We start from the raw sequence: 19,255 nt of genomic DNA, 5'->3' as shown, positions 1-19,255 counted from the left end.
GGGCATCCCGTGACGTATCCGGGGCCGCCCAGGCCGGCGCAGGTCTCCGCCACACCCCTCGCGGAACTCGCCGATCAGCTGGGTGTCACCGCGCCGGAACACACCGACGGCTCCGCCGAGGTCACGGGCATCACCCATGACTCGCGCGCCGTCCGCCCCGGCGACCTGTACGCCGCCCTCCCGGGCGCCCGCCTGCACGGCGCCGACTTCGTCACGCAGGCCGCCGGTCTCGGCGCGGCCGCCGTGCTGACCGACCCGACCGGCGCCGAGCGCGCCGCCGCGACCGGCCTGCCGGTCCTGGTCGTCGAGGACCCGCGCGGCCGGATGGGCGAACTCGCGACCACGATCTACGGCCACCCCGGCCACGATCTGCTGCAGATCGGCATCACCGGCACCTCCGGCAAGACCACCACCGCCTACCTCGTCGAGGGCGGCCTCAGGAGCACCCGCTCCACCGGTCTGATCGGCACGGTCGAGATGCGCATCGGGGACGAGCGCATCAAGTCCGAGCGCACCACCCCGGAAGCCACCGACCTGCAGGCCCTGTTCGCCGTCATGCGCGAACGCGGCGTCGAGGCGGTCGCCATGGAGGTCTCCAGCCACGCGCTCGTGCTCGGCCGCGTCGACGGCTGCGTCTTCGACATCGCCGTCTTCACCAACCTCAGCCCGGAACACATGGAGTTCCACTCCGACATGGAGGACTACTTCGGGGCCAAGGCACAGCTGTTCACGCCGAAACGCAGCAAACTCGGCGTGATCAACGTCGACGACGAGTACGGCCGCCGCCTCGCCAAGGAGGCCACCGTCCCGGTCGTCACCTACTCCGCCGAGGGCCACCCCGACGCCGACTGGCGTGCCGAGGACGTCGAGGTCGGCCAGCTGGACTCCACGTTCACCGTCATCGGCCCCAAGGGCGAGCGCATCGGCGCCAAGGCCCCGCTGCCGGGCCCCTTCAACGTGGCGAACACCCTCGCCGCCATCACCGCCCTGGCCGCCGCCGGCCTCGACGCCCAGGACGCCGCCGACGGCATCGCCGCCGTACCCGGCGTGCCGGGCCGCCTCGAGCGCGTGGACGCCGGGCAGCCGTATCTCGCGGTCGTGGACTACGCCCACAAGACCGACGCCGTCGAATCGGTGCTCAGGGCGCTGCGCAAGGTCACCGAGGGCAGGCTGCACGTGGTGCTCGGCTGCGGCGGCGACCGTGACGTGACCAAGCGCGAGCCGATGGGCGCCGCCGCGGCCCGGCTCGCCGACACCGCCGTACTGACCTCCGACAACCCGCGCTCCGAGGACCCCCTCGCGATCCTCGCGACCATGCTCCAGGGCGCGGCGTCCGTGCCGGCACACGAGCGTGGCGAGGTCCAGGTCTTCGAGGACCGGGCCGCCGCGATCGCCGCGGCCGTCGCCCGCGCCGAGCCCGGTGACACCGTGCTGGTCGCGGGCAAGGGCCATGAGCAGGGCCAGGACATCGCCGGAGTGGTCCGTCCCTTCGACGACCGCCAGGTGCTTCGCGAAGCTATCCAGAAGACCCAGGGATGAACTTGTGATCGCCCTCTCTCTCGCCGAGATCGCAGAAGTCGTCGGCGGGCAGACGCACGACATACCGGATCCGACCGTGGAGGTCACCGGATCCGTCGTCCGGGACTCCCGTGAAGTGGGGCCGGGCAGCCTCTTCGTCGCCTTCGTCGGGGAGCGCGTGGACGGCCACGACTACGCGGCCGCGGTCGTCGAAGCGGGCGCCGCCGCCGTCCTGGCGTCCCGCCCCGTCGGCGTACCCGCCATCGTCGTGGACGACGTCCAGACGGCCCTCGGCGCCCTCGCCCGTCATGTCGTACGACGACTCGGCGCGACCCTCGTCGCCCTGACCGGCTCGGCGGGCAAGACCAGCACCAAGGACCTGATCGCCCAGGTGCTCCAGCGCAAGGCGCCCACCGTGTGGACGCCGGGCTCGCTCAACAACGAGATCGGGCTGCCGCTCACCGCCCTCAGCGCCACCGAGGAGACGAGGTTCCTCGTCCTGGAGATGGGCGCCCGCGGGATCGGCCACATCCGCTACCTCGCCGACCTGACGCCCCCGAGGATCGGCCTCGTCCTCAACGTCGGCACCGCCCACATCGGCGAGTTCGGCGGCCGCGAGCAGATCGCGCAGGCCAAGGGCGAGCTCGTCGAGGGCCTGCCGCCGGCAGAGGACGGCGGCGCCGCGATCCTCAACGCCGACGATCCCCTCGTACGGGCCATGGCGACCCGTACGAAGGCGAAGGTGATCCTTTTCGGAGAGTCAGGCGAAGCGGACGTACGCGCCGAGAACGTGAGACTCACGGACAGCGGACAGCCTGCTTTCACTCTCCACACACCCTCCGGTGCAAGCGATGTGACCATGCGCCTGTACGGTGAGCACCACGTGTCGAACGCGCTCGCCGCGGCCGCCGTCGCCCATGAGCTGGGCATGTCCGTAGCTGAGATCGCCACCGCGCTCTCCGAGGCGGGCTCCCTCTCCCGCTGGCGTATGGAGGTCACTGAGCGCCCGGACGGCGTGACCGTCGTCAACGACGCCTACAACGCGAACCCCGAGTCCATGCGGGCCGCCCTCAGGGCGCTGGCGGCCATGGGCCAGGGGCGGCGGACCTGGGCGGTGCTCGGCAAGATGGCCGAGCTCGGGGACGAGGCGCTCGCCGAGCACGACGCGGTCGGACGGCTCGCCGTCCGGCTCAATGTCGGCAAGCTCGTCGCGGTCGGGGGCAGGGAAGCGTCCTGGCTGCAACTGGGCGCATATAACGAGGGTTCGTGGGGTGAGGAGTCGGTGCACGTGTCCGACGCACAGGCGGCGGTCGACCTGTTGCGCAGCGAGTTGCGCCCGGGGGACGTCGTCCTCGTGAAGGCGTCCCGTTCGGTCGGTCTGGAGAGCGTCGCCGAGGCGCTGCTCGCGGGCGGCACCGAGGGTGAGGTTGCCGCCCGATGATGAATCAGATCCTGTTCTCCGGAGTCATTGGCCTCTTCCTGACCCTGATCGGCACCCCGCTGCTGATCAAGCTGCTGGCCCGCAAGGGCTACGGCCAGTACATCCGGGACGACGGCCCGCGCGAGCACCATGCCAAGCGCGGTACGCCGACGATGGGCGGTATCGCCTTCATCCTGGCGACGATCGCCGCGTACTTCCTGTCCAAGCTGATCACCGGCAAGCCGCCGACGTTCTCCGGCGTCCTGGTCATCGGCCTGATGGCCGGCATGGGCCTGGTCGGCTTCCTGGACGACTACATCAAGATCGTCAAGCGTCGCTCGCTGGGTCTGCGGGCCAAGGCCAAGATGGCCGGCCAGCTCCTCGGCGGTATCGCCTTCGCGGTGCTCTCGCTGCAGTTCGCGGACAACCGCGGCAACACCCCCGCCTCCACGAAGCTCTCCTTCGTGCAGGACTTCGGCTGGTCGATCGGCCCGGTGCTGTTCGTCGTCTGGGCGCTGTTCATGATCCTCGCCATGTCGAACGGCGTGAACCTGACGGACGGTCTGGACGGCCTCGCCACCGGCGCCTCCGTGCTCGTCTTCGGCGCGTACACGTTCATCGGCGTCTGGCAGTTCCAGGAGTCCTGCGCCAACGCGCAGATCCTGCCCAACCCCAACGCCTGTTACGAGGTGCGAGATCCCCTGGACCTCGCCGTCGTCTCCTCCGCGCTGATGGGCGCCTGCCTCGGCTTCCTGTGGTGGAACACGTCGCCCGCCAAGATCTTCATGGGCGACACCGGTTCGCTGGCCCTCGGCGGCGCGCTCGCGGGTCTCGCCATCTGCTCCCGCACCGAGCTGCTGCTCGCCATCCTCGGCGGCCTGTTCGTCCTGATCACCATGTCGGTGGTCATCCAGGTCGGCTCCTTCCGGCTCACCGGGAAGCGCGTCTTCCGAATGGCGCCACTCCAGCACCACTTCGAACTCAAAGGCTGGTCCGAAGTCCTAGTGGTGGTCCGCTTCTGGATCATCCAGGGCATCTGTGTGATCGTCGGACTGGGCCTCTTCTACGCGGGATGGGCAGCGGACAAGTGACCGACTGGCAGGGGAAGAACGTCACCGTCGCCGGGCTCGGCGTCTCCGGGATCCCGGCGGCCAAGGTGCTGCACGGCCTCGGCGCGAAGGTCATCGTCGTCAACGACGGCGACGACGCACGCGCGCGTGCCCAGGCCGAGGAGCTGCGGAGCCTGGGTATCGCCGTGCGCCTGGGTGACGGGGCGACCCTGCCCGAAGGCACCGAGCTGATCGTCACCACGCCCGGCTGGAAGCCCGACAAGCCGCTGTTCGCGGCGGCTCACGAAGCGGGCGTCCCGGTCTGGGGCGACGTGGAGCTGGCCTGGCGGCTGCGCGGACCCGACGCCGCCCCCTGGCTCGCCGTCACCGGCACCAACGGCAAGACCACGACCGTCCAGATGCTCGCCGCCATCCTCAAGGCGGCGGGCCTGCGCACGGCGGCCGTCGGCAACATCGGCGTCTCGCTGCTCGACGCGGTGCTCGGCGAGGAGCAGTACGACGTCCTGGCCGTGGAGTTGTCCAGCTACCAGCTCCACTGGGCGCCCTCGCTGCGCGCCCACTCGGCGGCCGTGCTGAACATCGCGCCCGACCACCTCGACTGGCACGGCTCCATGGAGGCGTACGCCAGGGACAAGGGCCGTATCTACGAGGGCAACCGCGTCGCCTGCGTCTACAACGTCGCCGACAAGGCCACCGAGGACCTGGTGCGCGAGGCCGACGTCGAGGAGGGCTGCCGGGCCATCGGCTTCACCCTCGGCACCCCGGGCCCGTCCCAACTCGGCGTCGTGGAGGGCATCCTCGTCGACCGCGCCTTCGTCGAGAACCGGCAGAAGAACGCCCAGGAGCTCGCCGAGGTCGCCGACGTCAACCCGCCGGCCCCGCACAACATCGCCAACGCCCTCGCGGCCGCGGCCCTCGCCCGGGCCTACGGGGTGCCCCCCAAGGCCGTACGGGACGGACTGCGGGCCTTCACCCCGGACGCCCACCGGATCGCGCACGTGGCGGACCTGGACGGGGTCGCGTACGTCGACGACTCCAAGGCGACCAACACCCACGCGGCGGAGGCGTCGTTGGCCGCGTACGAGTCCATCGTCTGGATCGCGGGCGGTCTCGCCAAGGGCGCCGTCTTCGAGGAGCTGGTCGCCAAGTCGGCGAAGCGGCTGCGCGCGGCCGTGCTCATCGGCGCCGATCGTGCCCTGATCCGTGAAGCCCTCGCGCGACACGCGCCCGAAGTACCCGTCGTCGACCTCGACCGGACCGACACTGGGGCGATGCTCGCGGCGGTCCAGGAGGCGAAGCGGCTCGCACGGCCCGGCGACACGGTGCTCCTTGCCCCGGCCTGTGCCTCGATGGACATGTTCACCAACTACAACCAGCGCGGTGACGTGTTCGCGGAGGCGGTTCGCGAACTCGGCGCGGGCGCCTGACGCCGGGTCTCGGCCACTGCGGGTACTTCGGGACCCTTGGAGGGACACGTGACTCGGATGTGGCCGGCCAGTACGTACCCGCACGGGCGGGGCGGTGAGCACTGATGCCCGATAGCCGTACGGGACGGCCTCCTGTGCAGCGGGCCGTCCGGCGCCCCGCACCTTCCCGGCCGTCGCGCGACAACCCCGTACGACAGCTGTACGCGCGCGTGAACCGGGCGTGGGACCGGCCGCTGACCGCGTACTACCTCATCCTCGGCGGCAGCCTGCTGATCACCGTGCTCGGTCTGGTGATGGTCTACTCGGCCTCGCAGATCACCGCGCTGCAGATGTCGCTGCCGGGGTCGTACTTCTTCCGCAAGCAGCTCCTGGCCGCGGCGATCGGCACCGGGCTGCTGCTCGCCGCCTCCCGGATGCCCGTGAAGCTGCACCGCGCGCTCGCCTACCCGATCCTCGCCGCCGCCGTCTTCCTGATGGCGCTGGTGCAGGTGCCCGGGATAGGAGTCGCGGTCAACGGCAACCAGAACTGGATCGCCCTCGGCGGCTCCTTCCAGATCCAGCCCAGCGAGTTCGGCAAGCTGGCGCTGGTGCTGTGGGGCGCCGACCTGATCGCCCGCAAGCAGGACAAGAAGCTGCTGACGCAGTGGAAACACATGCTGGTGCCGCTCGTGCCGGTCGCCTTCATGCTGCTCGGACTGATCATGCTCGGCGGCGACATGGGCACCGCGATCATCCTGTCGGCGATCCTGTTCGGCCTGCTGTGGCTGGCGGGGGCACCGACCCGGCTGTTCGTGGGCGTGCTGTCGTTCGCCGGCGTGATCGGCGTGTTTCTCATCAAGAGCAGCGAGAACCGCATGGCCCGCCTCCAGTGCCTCGGCGCCACCGAGCCCCAGGCCGGCCCCGTCGACTGCTGGCAGGCCGTGCACGGCATCTACGCGCTCGCATCCGGCGGAATCTTCGGATCCGGGCTGGGGGCGAGTGTGGAGAAATGGGGTCAACTCCCCGAAGCCCACACCGACTTCATCTTCGCCGTCACCGGTGAGGAACTGGGCCTGGCGGGGACGCTGTCGGTCCTCGCTCTCTTCGCGGCTCTAGGCTATGCGGGTATCCGCGTGGCCGGACGCACGGAGGACCCCTTCGTCAGGTACGCCGCGGGAGGTGTGACCACCTGGATCACCGCGCAAGCGGTGATCAACATCGGTGCGGTGCTCGGCCTGCTGCCGATCGCCGGCGTCCCCCTCCCGCTGTTCTCCTACGGGGGATCCGCCCTGCTGCCGACCATGTTCGCCATCGGGTTGCTGATCGCCTTCGCGCGCAACGAGCCCGCTGCGCGGGCGGCGCTTTCCATGCGGCAACCCCGCTTTGGTAGAAAGCGTGCGGGAGGCGCCGGTTCCGGCCGGGAGCCTCGGAGATGGAACACGATGCGACGGCGTGCCTCGGCGGCGCGCTCGTCCGGAGAGCGGTGAATTTCGGTGCATGTCGTACTCGCCGGTGGGGGGACCGCCGGCCACATCGAGCCCGCGCTCGCCCTCGCGGACGCCCTGCGCAGGCAGGACCCGACCGTGGGGATCACGGCCCTGGGCACGGAGCGCGGCCTGGAGACCACGCTCGTACCGCAGCGGGGCTATGAGCTCGCTCTGATCCCCGCCGTACCCCTGCCGCGTAAGCCCACGCCCGAGCTGATCACCGTCCCGGGCCGGTTGCGCGGCACGATCAAGGCGACCGAGCAGATCCTGGAGCGCACCAAGGCGGACGCCGTCGTCGGCTTCGGCGGCTATGTCGCCCTGCCCGGCTACCTCGCCGCCAAGCGCCTCGGCGTGCCGATCGTCATCCACGAGGCCAACGCCCGCCCGGGCCTCGCCAACAAGATCGGTTCGCGGTACGCCGCCCAGGTCGCCGTCTCCACTCCCGACAGCAAGCTGCGCAACTCCCGCTACATCGGCATCCCGCTGCGCCGGACCATCGCCACCCTCGACCGGGCCGCCGTCCGCCCCGAGGCTCGCGCCGCGTTCGGGCTCGACCCGAACCTGCCGACGCTGCTGGTCTCCGGCGGCTCGCAGGGCGCCCGCCGCCTCAACGAGGTCGTCCAGCAGGTCGCGCCCTGGCTGCAGCGGGCCGGCATCCAGATCCTGCACGCGGTCGGTCCGAAGAACGAACTGCCGCAAGTACAGCAGATGCCGGGAATGCCCCCCTACATCCCGGTAAGTTACCTGGACCGGATGGACCTCGCGTACGCCGCGGCCGACATGATGCTCTGCCGTGCGGGCGCGATGACCGTCGCCGAACTCTCCGCCGTCGGGCTCCCGGCCGCCTATGTACCGCTGCCCATCGGCAACGGCGAACAGCGGCTCAACGCCCAGCCGGTGGTCAAGGCCGGCGGCGGACTGCTGGTCGACGACGCGGAACTCACGCCCGAGTGGGTGCAGCAGAATGTCCTGCCCGTGCTCGCCGACCCGCACCGGCTGTACGAGATGTCCCGCGCCGCAAGCGAGTTCGGCCGCCGGGACGCCGACGACCTCCTCGTCGGCATGGTGTACGAGGCGATCGCCTCGCACCGCCGCTAGGACCCGTATGACGGAAGGCAGGGAGCGTGGCCGGACCGACGACCGCCGAGCGCGGTGAACGCCAGCAGGAGTCGTCCGACCCGCCCCTCGCCCGGCGGCGGTTGAGGCTGCCGCGCCCTCGTACGATCATCATCCTTACCGTCGTGCTCGCGCTCCTCGGCGCGGGCGCGGTCTGGGCCCTGTACGGCTCCCAATGGCTGCGCGTCGAGCGGGTATCCGTCTCCGGGACCCGGGTCCTGACGCCCGAACAGGTCCGCGAGGCCGCCGACGTCCCCGTCGGGGTACCGCTGATTTCCGTCGACAGTACTGCGATTGAGGCACGTCTGCGCCGGAAATTGCCCCGAATTGACGAGGTTGATGTGGTCCGTGCCTGGCCGCATGGAATCGGCCTGAAAGTGGTGGAGCGTACTCCGGTTCTGATTGTCGAAAAGGGCGGAAACTTCGTCGAAGTGGACGATGAAGGCGTCCGTTTCGCCACGGTTTCGGAGCCTCCGAAAGGCATCCCCGCACTGGAATTGACGGTGTCCCGGTCGAGCTCCGCCGCCGCGAGCCTGCGCCGCTTCGGCGAGGACCGTCTGGTGCGGGAGGCGGTGCGGGTCGCCCGTGCCATTCCGGCCGCCGTCGCACGGTCCACCGAGGTCGTCAAGGTCCGTTCCTACGACGACATCTCGCTGGAGTTGGGTGACGGCCGCACCGTCGCCTGGGGGAGTGGCGAGAAGGGCGCGGCGAAGGCTCGCACACTCACCGCTCTCATGAAAGCCTCGCCGGATGCGCGGTACTTCGACGTCAGCGTTCCCACCGCCCCTGTGTCAGCGGGAAGTTGACGCACATCTGCGCAGGCCAGCACCCTGGTTGGGCAGCGACACGGCTGATCACATAGGGTGAAAAGAAAAACGGGAGGTTCGGCGTGTTCGTTGAACGTGCGCCACTTGTCGACTTAGTGTCCTGTTCAGAAGACTTCAAGGAACAGACACACTGGTAACCCTAAACTTCAGGGTTAGGGTTCGGGTCGGCGCTACGGACCGTCCCATTCGGCATCAGTCGCCGGCTCGCGAAGCACGTCGCTCCCCGCGATCCGACGACCCGTAACTCGAGGCGAGAGGCCTTCGACGTGGCAGCACCGCAGAACTACCTCGCAGTCATCAAAGTCATCGGTGTCGGCGGCGGTGGTGTCAATGCCATCAACCGGATGATCGAGGTCGGTCTCAAGGGTGTCGAGTTCATCGCCATCAACACTGACGCGCAGGCGCTGTTGATGAGCGATGCCGACGTCAAGCTCGACGTCGGCCGCGAACTCACCCGCGGACTCGGCGCCGGAGCGAACCCGGCCGTCGGCCGCAAGGCCGCCGAGGACCACCGCGAGGAGATCGAGGAGGTCCTCAAGGGGGCCGACATGGTCTTCGTGACGGCCGGTGAAGGCGGCGGCACCGGCACCGGCGGCGCGCCCGTCGTGGCCAACATCGCCCGCTCCCTCGGCGCCCTCACCATCGGCGTGGTCACCCGCCCGTTCACCTTCGAGGGACGGCGCCGCGCCAACCAGGCCGAGGACGGCATCGCCGAACTCCGCGAAGAGGTCGACACCCTCATCGTCATCCCGAACGACCGGCTGCTGTCCATCTCGGACCGCCAGGTCTCGGTACTCGACGCCTTCAAGTCCGCGGACCAGGTCCTGCTCTCCGGTGTCCAGGGCATCACCGACCTCATCACCACGCCGGGTCTGATCAACCTCGACTTCGCCGACGTCAAGTCGGTCATGTCCGAGGCCGGTTCGGCCCTCATGGGCATCGGCTCCGCCCGCGGCGACGACCGCGCGGTGGCCGCGGCCGAGATGGCGATCTCCTCGCCGCTGCTGGAGGCGTCCATCGACGGCGCCCGGGGCGTGCTGCTCTCCATCTCCGGCGGCTCGGACCTCGGCCTGTTCGAGATCAACGAGGCCGCCCAGCTGGTGAGCGAGGCCGCGCACCCCGAGGCCAACATCATCTTCGGCGCGGTCATCGACGACGCCCTCGGCGACGAGGTCCGGGTCACCGTGATCGCGGCCGGCTTCGACGGGGGCCAGCCGCCGGCCCGCCGGGACAACGTCCTCGGCTCGACCTCGTCCTCCTCGGCCCGCCGCGAGGAGCCCACTCCCGTACGGCAGCCCGAGAGCCGCCCGTCGTTCGGCTCGCTCGGCAGCGTCACGCCGAAGGAGGAGCCGGAGCCCGCACCGGAGCCGGTGGCCGACATCCCGGTCGCCCCGCCGGTCCCGCCGTCGCGGACCTACGCCGACAGCGCGGCGGAGGAACTGGACGTCCCGGACTTCCTCAAGTGATCCTTCTGACGTGATAGGACAGCGCGACACCGTGAGCGGCGCGCACTTCGCCTTCACCGACCGGTGGGGCGGGGTGAGCGCCGCTCCGTATGAGGAGCTCAACCTCGGCGGGGCCGTCGGCGACGACCCCGAGGCCGTACGGGCCAACCGGGAGCTGGCCGCGAAGTCGCTCGGGCTCGCTCCGGGTGAGGTCGTCTGGATGAACCAGGTGCACGGGACGGACGTAGCGGTGGTCGAAGGGCCGTCGAGTGATCGTCCGGTGCCCGACGTCGACGCGATCGTCACGGCGCGGCGGGGTCTCGCCCTCGCCGTCCTCACCGCCGACTGCGTGCCGGTCCTGCTGGCCGACCCGGTCGCCGGGATCGTCGCCGCCGCCCACGCCGGACGGCCCGGCATGGTCGCCGGGGTCGTCCCGGCCGCGCTACGCGCGATGACCGAACTGGGGGCCGACCCCGCCCGAATCGTCGCCCGTACCGGCCCGGCCGTCTGCGGCCGGTGCTACGAGGTGCCGGAGTTGATGCGCGCCGAGGTGGCCGCCGCGGAGCCGACGGCGCGCGCCGAGACGAGTTGGGGCACTCCCGCGGTGGACGTCGCCGCCGGAGTGCACGCGCAGCTCGCACGACTCGGCGTGCGCGACCGGGAGCAGTCGCCGGTGTGCACCCGCGAGTCGGGCGACCACTTCTCGTACCGCCGCGATCGCACCACAGGGCGACTCGCGGGATATGTCTGGTTGGACTGAGAGAGCATGACGGACCGTAAGGGCGAACTCGCCGCGAATCTGGCGAAAGTGGAGGCGCGCATCACCGCCGCGTGCGCCGCCGCCGGGCGTAAGCGCGAGGAGGTGACGCTCATCGTGGTCACCAAGACCTATCCCGCGAGCGATGTGCGGATCCTGTCGGAACTCGGTGCGCGTCACGTCGCCGAGAACCGGGACCAGGACGCGGCACCCAAGGCCGCCGCATGCTCGGATCTGCCCCTTGTATGGCATTTTGTCGGCCAGTTGCAGACCAACAAGGTGCGATCCGTGGTCGGTTACGCGGATCTCGTGCAGTCCGTCGATCGTTCCCGGCTCGTGACGGCGCTGTCCAAGGAGGCCGTCCGGCAGGAGCGCGAGGTGGGTTGCCTCATCCAGGTGGCGCTGGATGCGGGAGAGAGCCTGAGAGGCGAGAGGGGTGGTGTGGCGCCGGGCGGGATCGAGGAGTTGGCGGACCTCGTCGCGAAGTCCCCGGGGCTGCGGCTGGACGGGCTCATGACCGTCGCCCCGCTCTCGGGGGAGTACGCGGGGCGCCAACAGGAGGCGTTCGAGCGGTTGATGGATTTGTCGACCGACCTGCGCCGGGCTCATCCGACTGCGAACATGGTGTCGGCAGGGATGAGTGCGGATCTCGAAGAGGCTGTGGCGGCCGGTGCGACACATGTGCGCGTCGGCACTGCGGTACTCGGAGTCCGCCCCAGGCTCGGGTAACGTCGCCAGGAAGTCGGACCACAGCAGAAAATATGGTCAATGTCGCCGCAAGGCGAGCGTAACGACCGCGTGGATCGCGGGCACTTGGCAGTCGCCGATCCACCACAGAGCGGAGGACTCAGAGCATGGCCGGCGCGATGCGCAAGATGGCGGTCTACCTCGGCCTCGTGGAGGACGACGGATACGACGGCCGGGGGTTCGACCCCGACGACGACTTCGAGCCCGAACTGGACCCGGAGCCCGAGCGGGACCACCGACGGCACGAGCCGTCTCACCAGTCGCACAGTGCACATCAGTCCCAAAGGGACGAAGAGGTGCGAATCGTTCAGCCGCCCGCGCCGCGTGAACCGGTGGCACGATCGACTTCGCTACCCGCGGAATCCAGCCGCCCGGCGCGTATCGCGCCCGTGGCGTCCATCACACAAGAACGCGCAAGCCTGGAGAAGAACGCACCGGTGATCATGCCCAAGGTTGTGTCGGAACGAGAGCCTTACCGGATCACCACGCTTCACCCGCGGACCTACAACGAGGCCCGTACCATCGGGGAACACTTCCGTGAGGGCACCCCGGTGATCATGAATCTGACTGAGATGGATGACACAGACGCGAAGCGACTTGTCGACTTTGCGGCCGGTTTGGTGTTTGGTCTTCACGGCAGCATCGAGCGGGTGACCCAGAAGGTGTTCCTGTTGTCTCCTGCTAACGTCGATGTCACGGCGGAGGACAAGGCCCGCATCGCAGAGGGCGGGTTCTTCAACCAGAGCTGAGACGCACCACCGGAAGAAACGCACGGAACAGGGGAGAGGGAAGCACCAGTCATGAGCGTGGTTCTGCAGGTTCTCTACATCGCGCTGATGGTGTTCCTCATCGTGCTCATCTTCCGGTTGGTCATGGACTACGTCTTCCAGTTCGCCCGCTCATGGCAACCCGGCAAGGCGATGGTGGTCGTTCTGGAGGCCACCTACACTGTCACTGATCCACCGCTGAAGCTTCTGCGGCGGGTTATCCCGCCGCTGCGTCTCGGGGGCGTGGCGCTCGACCTGTCCTTCTTCGTTCTGATGATCATCGTCTACATCCTGATCACGCTTGTACGGAGCGCGATGTGAGCGATGTGACAGATACGGTCTTGCCGACTGCCGACGACTACGTTGAGGTGAAGAGATGCCGTTGACCCCCGAGGACGTGCGGAACAAGCAGTTCACGACCGTCCGCCTCCGAGAAGGCTATGACGAGGACGAGGTCGATGCCTTCCTCGATGAGGTCGAAGCCGAACTGACGCGCCTGCTCCGCGAGAACGAGGACCTGCGCGCCAAGCTGGCCGCGGCCACGCGTGCTGCTGCCCAGAACCAGCAGAACATGCGCAAGCCTCCGGAGCCGCCGCAGGACCAGCAGCAGGGCGGTATGCCGCAGCAGGGTGGCATGCCTCAGCAGGGCATGCGCGGTCCGGGTGCTCCTGTCCCCGCTGGGATATCGGGCCCGCCGCAGCAGCAGATGGGTGGCCCCATGGGTGGTCCGCCCCAGCTGCCCAGCGGTGCTCCGCAGCTGCCCGCCGGCCCCGGCGGTCAGGGTGGCCCTCAGGGTCCCGGTCCGATGGGCCAGGGTCCGGGGCCGATGGGCCAGCCCCCCATGCAGCAGATGGGCGGCCCGATGGGCGGTCCTATGGGTGGCCCGATGGGCGGTCCCGGTCAGGGCGGCCCCGGTGGCGACAGCGCCGCGCGCGTTCTGTCGCTCGCCCAGCAGACCGCCGACCAGGCGATCGCCGAGGCTCGTTCCGAGGCCAACAAGATCGTCGGCGAGGCGCGTTCGCGTGCCGAGGGTCTTGAGCGTGACGCCCGTGCCAAGGCGGACGCCCTGGAGCGGGACGCGCAGGAGAAGCACCGCGTCGCGATGGGCTCCCTGGAGTCCGCTCGCGCCACGCTGGAGCGCAAGGTCGAGGACCTGCGCGGCTTCGAGCGCGAGTACCGCACGCGGCTGAAGTCCTACCTGGAGTCCCAGCTGCGTCAGCTGGAGACGCAGGCGGACGACTCGCTCGCCCCGCCGCGGACCCCGGCTGCGGCTTCCCTCCCGCCGTCCCCGGCGCCCTCCATGGCACCGGCCGGCGCGAGCGCCCCGTCGTACGGCGGCAACCAGACGATGGGCGGCGCCCCGTCTCCGGCTGCTCCGTCCTACGGCGGTCAGCAGCAGATGTCCCCGGCGATGACCCAGCCGATGGCACCGGTCCGGCCGCAGGGTCCGTCCCCGATGGGCCAGGCGCCGTCCCCGATGCGTGGGTTCCTCATCGACGAGGACGACAACTGACGGTTGGTAGTACGCCGTAGGCGTCGGCAGCGTTCAGGGCGGGGCCCCGGATTTTGATCCGGGGCCCCGCCCTTTTGCTGTGCGTGATCACGGGGGTTTGCGGCGTTTGTTCGGGCGGGGGTGGGGTGTCCGACGTACACAACGCCGAAGGCCCGGAACCACCAAGATTTTCTTGGCAGGACCGGGCCTTCGGCGTTCGGTTGACGCCTACGACGCCTTGCGCAGGCGGAACGTCAGGGTCAGGCCCTCGTCCGTGAACGGGGACCCGTAGGTGTCGTCCGCCTCGCCCTGAGCGAAGTCCGTCGCCAGGACCTCGTCGGCGATGAGCTCGGTGTGCTCGCTCAGGGCCGCGATGGTCGCCGGGTCCGTCGCCGTCCAGCGCAGGGCGATGCGGTCGGCCACGTCCAGGCCGCTGTTCTTGCGGGCCTCCTGGATCAGGCGGATCGCGTCACGGGCGAGGCCCGCGCGGCGGAGCTCCTCCGTGATCTCCAGGTCCAGGGCGACCGTCGCGCCGGAGTCGGACGCCACCGACCAACCCTCGCGCGGGGTCTCGGTGATGATCACCTCGTCCGGAGCGAGGGCGATCGTCTCGCCGTCGACCTCCACCGACGCCGTGCCCTCGCGCAGGGCCAGGGACAGCGCCGCCGCGTCCGCGTTCGCGACGGCCTTCGCCACGTCCTGGACGCGCTTGCCGAACCGCTTGCCCAGGGCGCGGAAGTTGGCCTTGGCGGTGGTGTCCACCAGGCTGCCGCCCACCTCGGACAGGGACGCCAGCGACGAGACGTTCAGCTCCTCGGTGATCTGCGTGTGCAGCTCGGGGTCGAGGGCGTCGAAGCCCGCGGCTGCCACCAGGGCACGGGACAGTGGCTGGCGGGTCTTGACGCCCGACTCCGCGCGCGTGGCGCGGCCCAGCTCGACCAGCCGGCGGACCAGGACCATCTGCTTCGACAGTTCCGGGTCGATCGCCGACAGATCCGCCTCCGGCCAGGAGGCGAGGTGGACCGACTCCGGGGCGCCGGGGGTCACCGGGACGATCAGGTCCTGCCAGACCCGCTCGGTGACGAACGGGGTCAGCGGGGCCATCAGCTTGGTGACCGTCTCGACGACCTCGTGCAGGGTGCGCAGCGCCGCCTTGTCGCCCTGCCAGAAGCGGCGACGCGAGCGGCGGACGTACCAGTTCGACAGGTCGTCGACGAACGCCGAGAGCAGCTTGCCGGCGCGCTGGGTGTCGTACGCCTCCAGGGACTGGGTCACCTGGTCGGTCAGCGCGTGCAGTTCGGACAGCAGCCAGCGGTCCAGGACCGGGCGGTCGGCCGGGGCCGGGTCGGCTGCGGACGGCGCCCAGTTCGACGTGCGGGCGTACAGGGCCTGGAAGGCGACCGTGTTCCAGTAGGTGAGGAGGGTCTTCCGCACCACCTCCTGGATCGTGCCGTGGCCCACGCGGCGTGCCGCCCACGGGGAGCCGCCGGCCGCCATGAACCAGCGCACCGCGTCGGCGCCGTGCCGGTCCATCAGCGGGATCGGGTCCAGGGTGTTGCCCAGGTGCTTCGACATCTTGCGGCCGTCCTCGGCCAGGATGTGGCCGAGGCAGACGACGTTCTCGTACGACGACTTGTCGAAGACGAGCGTGCCGACCGCCATCAGCGTGTAGAACCAGCCGCGGGTCTGGTCGATGGCCTCGCTGATGAACTGCGCCGGGTAGCGGCTCTCGAAGAGCTCCTTGTTCTTGTGCGGGTAGCCCCACTGCGCGAACGGCATCGAACCCGAGTCGTACCAGGCGTCGATGACCTCCGGCACGCGCGTGGCCGTCTTGCCGCAGCCGTCCTTCGGGCAGCCGAAGGTGACATCGTCGATGTACGGGCGGTGCGGGTCCAGCCCGGACTGGTCGGTACCCGTCAGCTCGGACAGCTCCGCGCGGGAGCCGACGCAGGTGAGGTGGTCGTCCTCACAGCGCCAGATCGGCAGCGGCGTGCCCCAGTAGCGGTTGCGGGACAGCGCCCAGTCGATGTTGTTGTTCAGCCAGTCGCCGAAGCGGCCGTGCTTGACCGTGTCGGGGAACCAGTTGGTCTTCTCGTTCTCCTCAAGGAGGCGGTCCTTGACGGCCGTGGTGCGGATGTACCAGGACGGCTGCGCGTAGTACAGGAGCGCGGTGTGGCAGCGCCAGCAGTGCGGGTAGCTGTGCTCGTACGGGATGTGCCGGAAGAGCAGGCCGCGCTGCTGGAGGTCCTCGGTGAGCTTTTCGTCGGCCTTCTTGAAGAAGACGCCGCCGACCAGGGGGACGTCCTCCTCGAAGGTGCCGTCGGGGCGGACCGGGTTCACGACCGGCAGGCCGTACGCGCGGCAGACCTTGAGGTCGTCCTCACCGAAGGCGGGGGACTGGTGGACCAGACCCGTACCGTCCTCGGTGGTGACGTACTCGGCGTTGACGACGAAATGCGCCTCGGCCGGGAACTCGACCAGCTCGAACGGACGTTGATAGGTCCAGCGCTCCATCTCGGCGCCGGTGAAGGTCTGGCCGGTGGTCTCCCAGCCCTCGCCGAGGGCCTTGGCGAGAAGCGGCTCGGCGACGACGAGCTTCTCCTCGCCGTCGGTCGCGACGACGTAGGTGACCTCGGGGTGAGCGGCCACGGCCGTGTTGGAGACCAGGGTCCAGGGCGTGGTCGTCCACACCAGGAGCGCGGCTTCGCCGGCCAGCGGACCGGAGGTGAGGGGGAAACGGACGTACACCGAGGGGTCGACGACCGTCTCGTAGCCCTGCGCCAGCTCGTGGTCGGACAGGCCGGTGCCGCAGCGCGGACACCAGGGGGCGACGCGGTGGTCCTGGACCAGCAGGCCCTTGTTGAAGATCTCCTTGAGCGACCACCAGACGGACTCGATGTACTCGGGCTCCATCGTGACGTAGGCGTCGTCGAGGTCGACCCAGTAGCCCATGCGGGTCGTCAGGTCGGAGAAGGCGTCGGTGTGGCGCAGCACGGAGTCGCGGCACTTGGCGTTGAACTCGGCGATGCCGTACGCCTCGATGTCCTTCTTGCCGCTGAAGCCGAGCTCCTTCTCGACCGCCAGCTCCACCGGCAGGCCGTGGCAGTCCCAGCCGGCCTTGCGGGCCACGTGGTAGCCGCGCATGGTGCGGAAGCGGGGGAAGACGTCCTTGAAGACGCGGGCCTCGATGTGGTGGGCGCCGGGCATGCCGTTGGCGGTGGGCGGGCCCTCGTAGAACACCCACTCCGGGCGGCCCTCGGACTGCTCCAGGCTCTTGGCGAAGATCTTCTGCTCGCGCCAGAAGTCGAGCACGGCGTGCTCGAGGGCGGGCAGGTCGACCTGGGCGGGTACCTGGCGGTACGTCGGCGTTGTCATCAGCGAGCTTCCTCCGGCGGACTTGCTGCCTTCCGTCCGGAGGGACGAGAGCCGTGTCTTCCTTACGCCGGTTTCGGCGCGCTCCCGCGGTACCACCCTCCTTGGCCCTCCGGCGCGGGGTGTGCGTCGGCGAGCCCCCTCATTGGGGTCGCGATGCCGGCTCTACTCGCCACTGCCTGTCCGCTGCGGCTTTCTTCCGGCGGCTCCGGGGTGATCTTCACGTCGCGCTCGCCCCCGGGCTTCCACCGTCCCCGGGTCGCTCTGGGCTGCGTACGTCGCTACTCGTCCCCATCCACGCTTTTCGCTCCGCCCAGTGTACGGCGCCGGGCGGACAGCGGCCGACCGGATTTCCGAGGCATGGGGCCGGGGCGTGGTTCAGGCCGCGGTGACCCGATTGGAGCGGTCGTGTGTTCGGAATCTGGGACGTTCGGCTCGGCGGCATACCCGGCGGGGAGCTGGGCACAACGCATGCAGGTCTGCCGCGCGGCATGCGCGAGGCGGGCGAATCGGGCGGTGTGCCCCGTTGCCGCGGGACTCAAGTCGATTTATCGTCCCAGCACGATTCGCGTGCAAGATCACAATATGTGAAGGGGCCGCGGCATGGTGGCGAAGAAGACCGCCGTACAGCAGTCGGCGTCGGGACGGTCCACCCATGCGAGTGCCTCCGGCGGTGCGGGTGCCTCTGGCGGTGCCAGTGCCTCCGGTGGTGCGGCCAAGGATGTGGGCGGGAAGAAGAGTGCCCAGGGGGGTTCCGCGGGGGCGCGGGGCGGTAAGCCGGTGAAGACGGTGAAGGAGAAGGGGGCGAAGGCGGCCGGGAAGAAAGCGGTCGCTGCCGAGACGGCGGCTCCCGAGGCGGGCACCGGGAAAGAGGCCGGGGCGAAGAGCGGCGCTGAGAGGCGTGCCGCTGGGAAGAGTGCCGGTGAGAAAGGGGCCACCGGGAAGAGCGCCACCGAGGAGGCCTCCGCGAAGCGGGCGGTGGTGAAGGGGCCCGCGGCCAAGAAGACGGCCCCCAGGAAGAGGGCGGCCAAGGAATCGGCTGGGGCCAAGAAGGCCGCTGGGGAGAAGGCGGCCGGGAAGAAGGCGGCGGCCGCCGGGGAAAGCGCGTCCACGAGAGCGGCCGCCAGGACGGGCGCGGCCAAGAAGGCCGTGGCCGGGGAAAGGGCCGCCAAGAAGGTGGCCGCCGTGAAGGAAGAGGCCGATCAGGGAGCGGTCGGCAGGGAGGCGGCCGGGAAGAAGGCGGCCGCCAAGAGCAGGGCCAAGAAGGCGGGCGCGGCGCAGGCCGCGGAGCAGACGGGAGCCACGACGGTGGTTGCGAAGAAGACTCCTGGCACGGCCACGGCGGCGAAGACCGCCGTTCCCAAGGCACGCATCTCCGCGGCGGTGGAGCCCGGCGAGCTCGCGGTGCGCCCCGGTGAGGACCCCTGGACCCCGGAGGAGGTCGAGGAGGCGCGGGCCGAGCTGATGGCCGAGGTGATGCGGCTGCGCGACGAGCTCACGTCGTCCGAGCAGTCCCTCGTCGGCCTGATGCGGGACTCCGGCGACGGCGCCGGCGACGACCAGGCGGACACCGGCGCCAAGAACATCACGCGCGAGCACGAGCTGGCGCTGGCCGCCAACGCGCGCGAGATGCTCACTCAGACCGAGCGGGCCCTGGAGCGGCTCGACGCGGGCACGTACGGCCTGTGCGAGAACTGCGGCAACCCGATCGGCAAGGCGCGTATGCAGGCGTTCCCGCGCGCGACCCTGTGCGTCGAGTGCAAGCAGAAGCAGGAACGCCGGTACTGACCGGTAGGCGGATGCCGTTGGACGTGTCGTACTCTCGTCCTCA

Annotated in this window: 15 protein-coding genes; 14 read left to right on the top strand and 1 reads right to left on the bottom strand. The window is 69.9% G+C overall.

Annotation, left to right across the window (positions count from 1 at the left end):
• Positions 1–9: 9 nt before the first annotated feature.
• The 13 genes from ABD932_RS08770 to ABD932_RS08710 all read left to right on the top strand — a co-directional run bounded on the left by ABD932_RS08770 (position 10) and on the right by ABD932_RS08710 (position 14,073).
• Complete coding sequence (locus tag ABD932_RS08770; RefSeq protein ID WP_345010315.1) at positions 10–1,539, top strand: UDP-N-acetylmuramoyl-L-alanyl-D-glutamate--2,6-diaminopimelate ligase; 1,530 nt, start codon at positions 10–12, stop codon at positions 1,537–1,539.
• A 4-nt stretch (positions 1,540–1,543) separates the two neighbouring features.
• A complete protein-coding gene (locus tag ABD932_RS08765) occupies positions 1,544–2,959 on the top strand; it encodes a UDP-N-acetylmuramoyl-tripeptide--D-alanyl-D-alanine ligase (RefSeq protein WP_345010314.1) in 1,416 nt (471 codons plus the stop codon).
• Entirely contained in the window at positions 2,956–4,029 is a 1,074-nt protein-coding gene (gene mraY, locus ABD932_RS08760) for a phospho-N-acetylmuramoyl-pentapeptide-transferase (protein ID WP_345010311.1), read from the top strand. Before ABD932_RS08765 ends, mraY begins: the two co-directional genes overlap by 4 nt.
• On the top strand, positions 4,011–5,435 hold the full coding sequence (murD, locus tag ABD932_RS08755; RefSeq protein WP_345010310.1) for a UDP-N-acetylmuramoyl-L-alanine--D-glutamate ligase: 1,425 nt from the start codon (positions 4,011–4,013) through the stop codon (positions 5,433–5,435). Before mraY ends, murD begins: the two co-directional genes overlap by 19 nt.
• A 104-nt stretch (positions 5,436–5,539) precedes the next feature.
• Positions 5,540–6,901: a putative lipid II flippase FtsW gene (gene ftsW / locus ABD932_RS08750; protein WP_345010308.1), complete on the top strand. Its 1,362-nt coding sequence runs from the start codon at positions 5,540–5,542 to the stop codon at positions 6,899–6,901.
• A 6-nt stretch (positions 6,902–6,907) separates the two neighbouring features.
• Positions 6,908–7,999 carry an undecaprenyldiphospho-muramoylpentapeptide beta-N-acetylglucosaminyltransferase gene (gene murG, locus ABD932_RS08745; protein WP_345010306.1) on the top strand — a complete coding sequence of 364 codons (1,092 nt, stop codon included), beginning with the start codon at positions 6,908–6,910 and terminating at the stop codon, positions 7,997–7,999.
• A 26-nt stretch (positions 8,000–8,025) separates the two neighbouring features.
• Positions 8,026–8,823 carry a cell division protein FtsQ/DivIB gene (locus ABD932_RS08740; protein ID WP_250082603.1) on the top strand — a complete coding sequence of 266 codons (798 nt, stop codon included), beginning with the start codon at positions 8,026–8,028 and terminating at the stop codon, positions 8,821–8,823.
• A gap of 287 nt (positions 8,824–9,110) precedes the next feature.
• Positions 9,111–10,310, top strand: coding sequence for a cell division protein FtsZ (ftsZ, locus tag ABD932_RS08735; RefSeq protein ID WP_345010304.1), 1,200 nt, complete (start codon positions 9,111–9,113; stop codon positions 10,308–10,310).
• Between the two features lie 10 nt (positions 10,311–10,320).
• Positions 10,321–11,049 (top strand): peptidoglycan editing factor PgeF, encoded by a 729-nt coding sequence (gene pgeF, locus ABD932_RS08730; protein WP_345010302.1) that lies wholly within the window; start codon positions 10,321–10,323, stop codon positions 11,047–11,049.
• A 6-nt stretch (positions 11,050–11,055) separates the two neighbouring features.
• Positions 11,056–11,775: a YggS family pyridoxal phosphate-dependent enzyme gene (locus tag ABD932_RS08725; RefSeq protein WP_126391474.1), complete on the top strand. Its 720-nt coding sequence runs from the start codon at positions 11,056–11,058 to the stop codon at positions 11,773–11,775.
• 125 nt (positions 11,776–11,900) lie between these two features.
• Complete coding sequence (locus ABD932_RS08720; protein ID WP_031483359.1) at positions 11,901–12,542, top strand: cell division protein SepF; 642 nt, start codon at positions 11,901–11,903, stop codon at positions 12,540–12,542.
• Positions 12,543–12,593: 51 nt separating this feature from the next.
• Positions 12,594–12,881 carry a YggT family protein gene (locus ABD932_RS08715; RefSeq protein WP_004001943.1) on the top strand — a complete coding sequence of 96 codons (288 nt, stop codon included), beginning with the start codon at positions 12,594–12,596 and terminating at the stop codon, positions 12,879–12,881.
• 55 nt (positions 12,882–12,936) lie between these two features.
• Positions 12,937–14,073 carry a DivIVA domain-containing protein gene (locus tag ABD932_RS08710; RefSeq protein WP_345010298.1) on the top strand — a complete coding sequence of 379 codons (1,137 nt, stop codon included), beginning with the start codon at positions 12,937–12,939 and terminating at the stop codon, positions 14,071–14,073.
• Between the two features lie 207 nt (positions 14,074–14,280).
• Here the strand turns inward: ABD932_RS08710 and ileS are convergent, their stop codons facing one another.
• Positions 14,281–17,427: an isoleucine--tRNA ligase gene (ileS, locus tag ABD932_RS08705; RefSeq protein ID WP_345010296.1), complete on the bottom strand. Its 3,147-nt coding sequence runs from the start codon at positions 17,425–17,427 to the stop codon at positions 14,281–14,283.
• Positions 17,428–18,027: 600 nt separating this feature from the next.
• Between ileS and ABD932_RS08700 the strand changes: the two genes are divergently transcribed.
• A complete protein-coding gene (locus tag ABD932_RS08700) occupies positions 18,028–19,212 on the top strand; it encodes a TraR/DksA family transcriptional regulator (RefSeq protein WP_345010294.1) in 1,185 nt (394 codons plus the stop codon).
• Positions 19,213–19,255: the final 43 nt, after the last annotated feature.

The organism is Streptomyces shaanxiensis (assembly GCF_039537145.1).
In the GTDB taxonomy this organism is placed as follows: Bacteria; Actinomycetota; Actinomycetes; order Streptomycetales; family Streptomycetaceae; genus Streptomyces; species Streptomyces shaanxiensis.
This window is presented reverse-complemented; position numbering and strand designations above follow the sequence as displayed.

Coding starts and splice junctions, on each gene's coding strand:
- ABD932_RS08715 (WP_004001943.1), top strand. CDS start 12,594: ATGAGCGTGGTTCTGCAGGTTCTCTACATCGCGCTGATGGTGTTCCTC.
- ftsW (WP_345010308.1), top strand. CDS start 5,540: ATGCCCGATAGCCGTACGGGACGGCCTCCTGTGCAGCGGGCCGTCCGG.
- ABD932_RS08700 (WP_345010294.1), top strand. CDS start 18,028: ATGGTGGCGAAGAAGACCGCCGTACAGCAGTCGGCGTCGGGACGGTCC.
- ileS (WP_345010296.1), bottom strand. CDS start 17,427: ATGACAACGCCGACGTACCGCCAGGTACCCGCCCAGGTCGACCTGCCC.
- ABD932_RS08720 (WP_031483359.1), top strand. CDS start 11,901: ATGGCCGGCGCGATGCGCAAGATGGCGGTCTACCTCGGCCTCGTGGAG.
- ABD932_RS08725 (WP_126391474.1), top strand. CDS start 11,056: ATGACGGACCGTAAGGGCGAACTCGCCGCGAATCTGGCGAAAGTGGAG.
- mraY (WP_345010311.1), top strand. CDS start 2,956: ATGATGAATCAGATCCTGTTCTCCGGAGTCATTGGCCTCTTCCTGACC.
- murD (WP_345010310.1), top strand. CDS start 4,011: ATGGGCAGCGGACAAGTGACCGACTGGCAGGGGAAGAACGTCACCGTC.
- ABD932_RS08710 (WP_345010298.1), top strand. CDS start 12,937: ATGCCGTTGACCCCCGAGGACGTGCGGAACAAGCAGTTCACGACCGTC.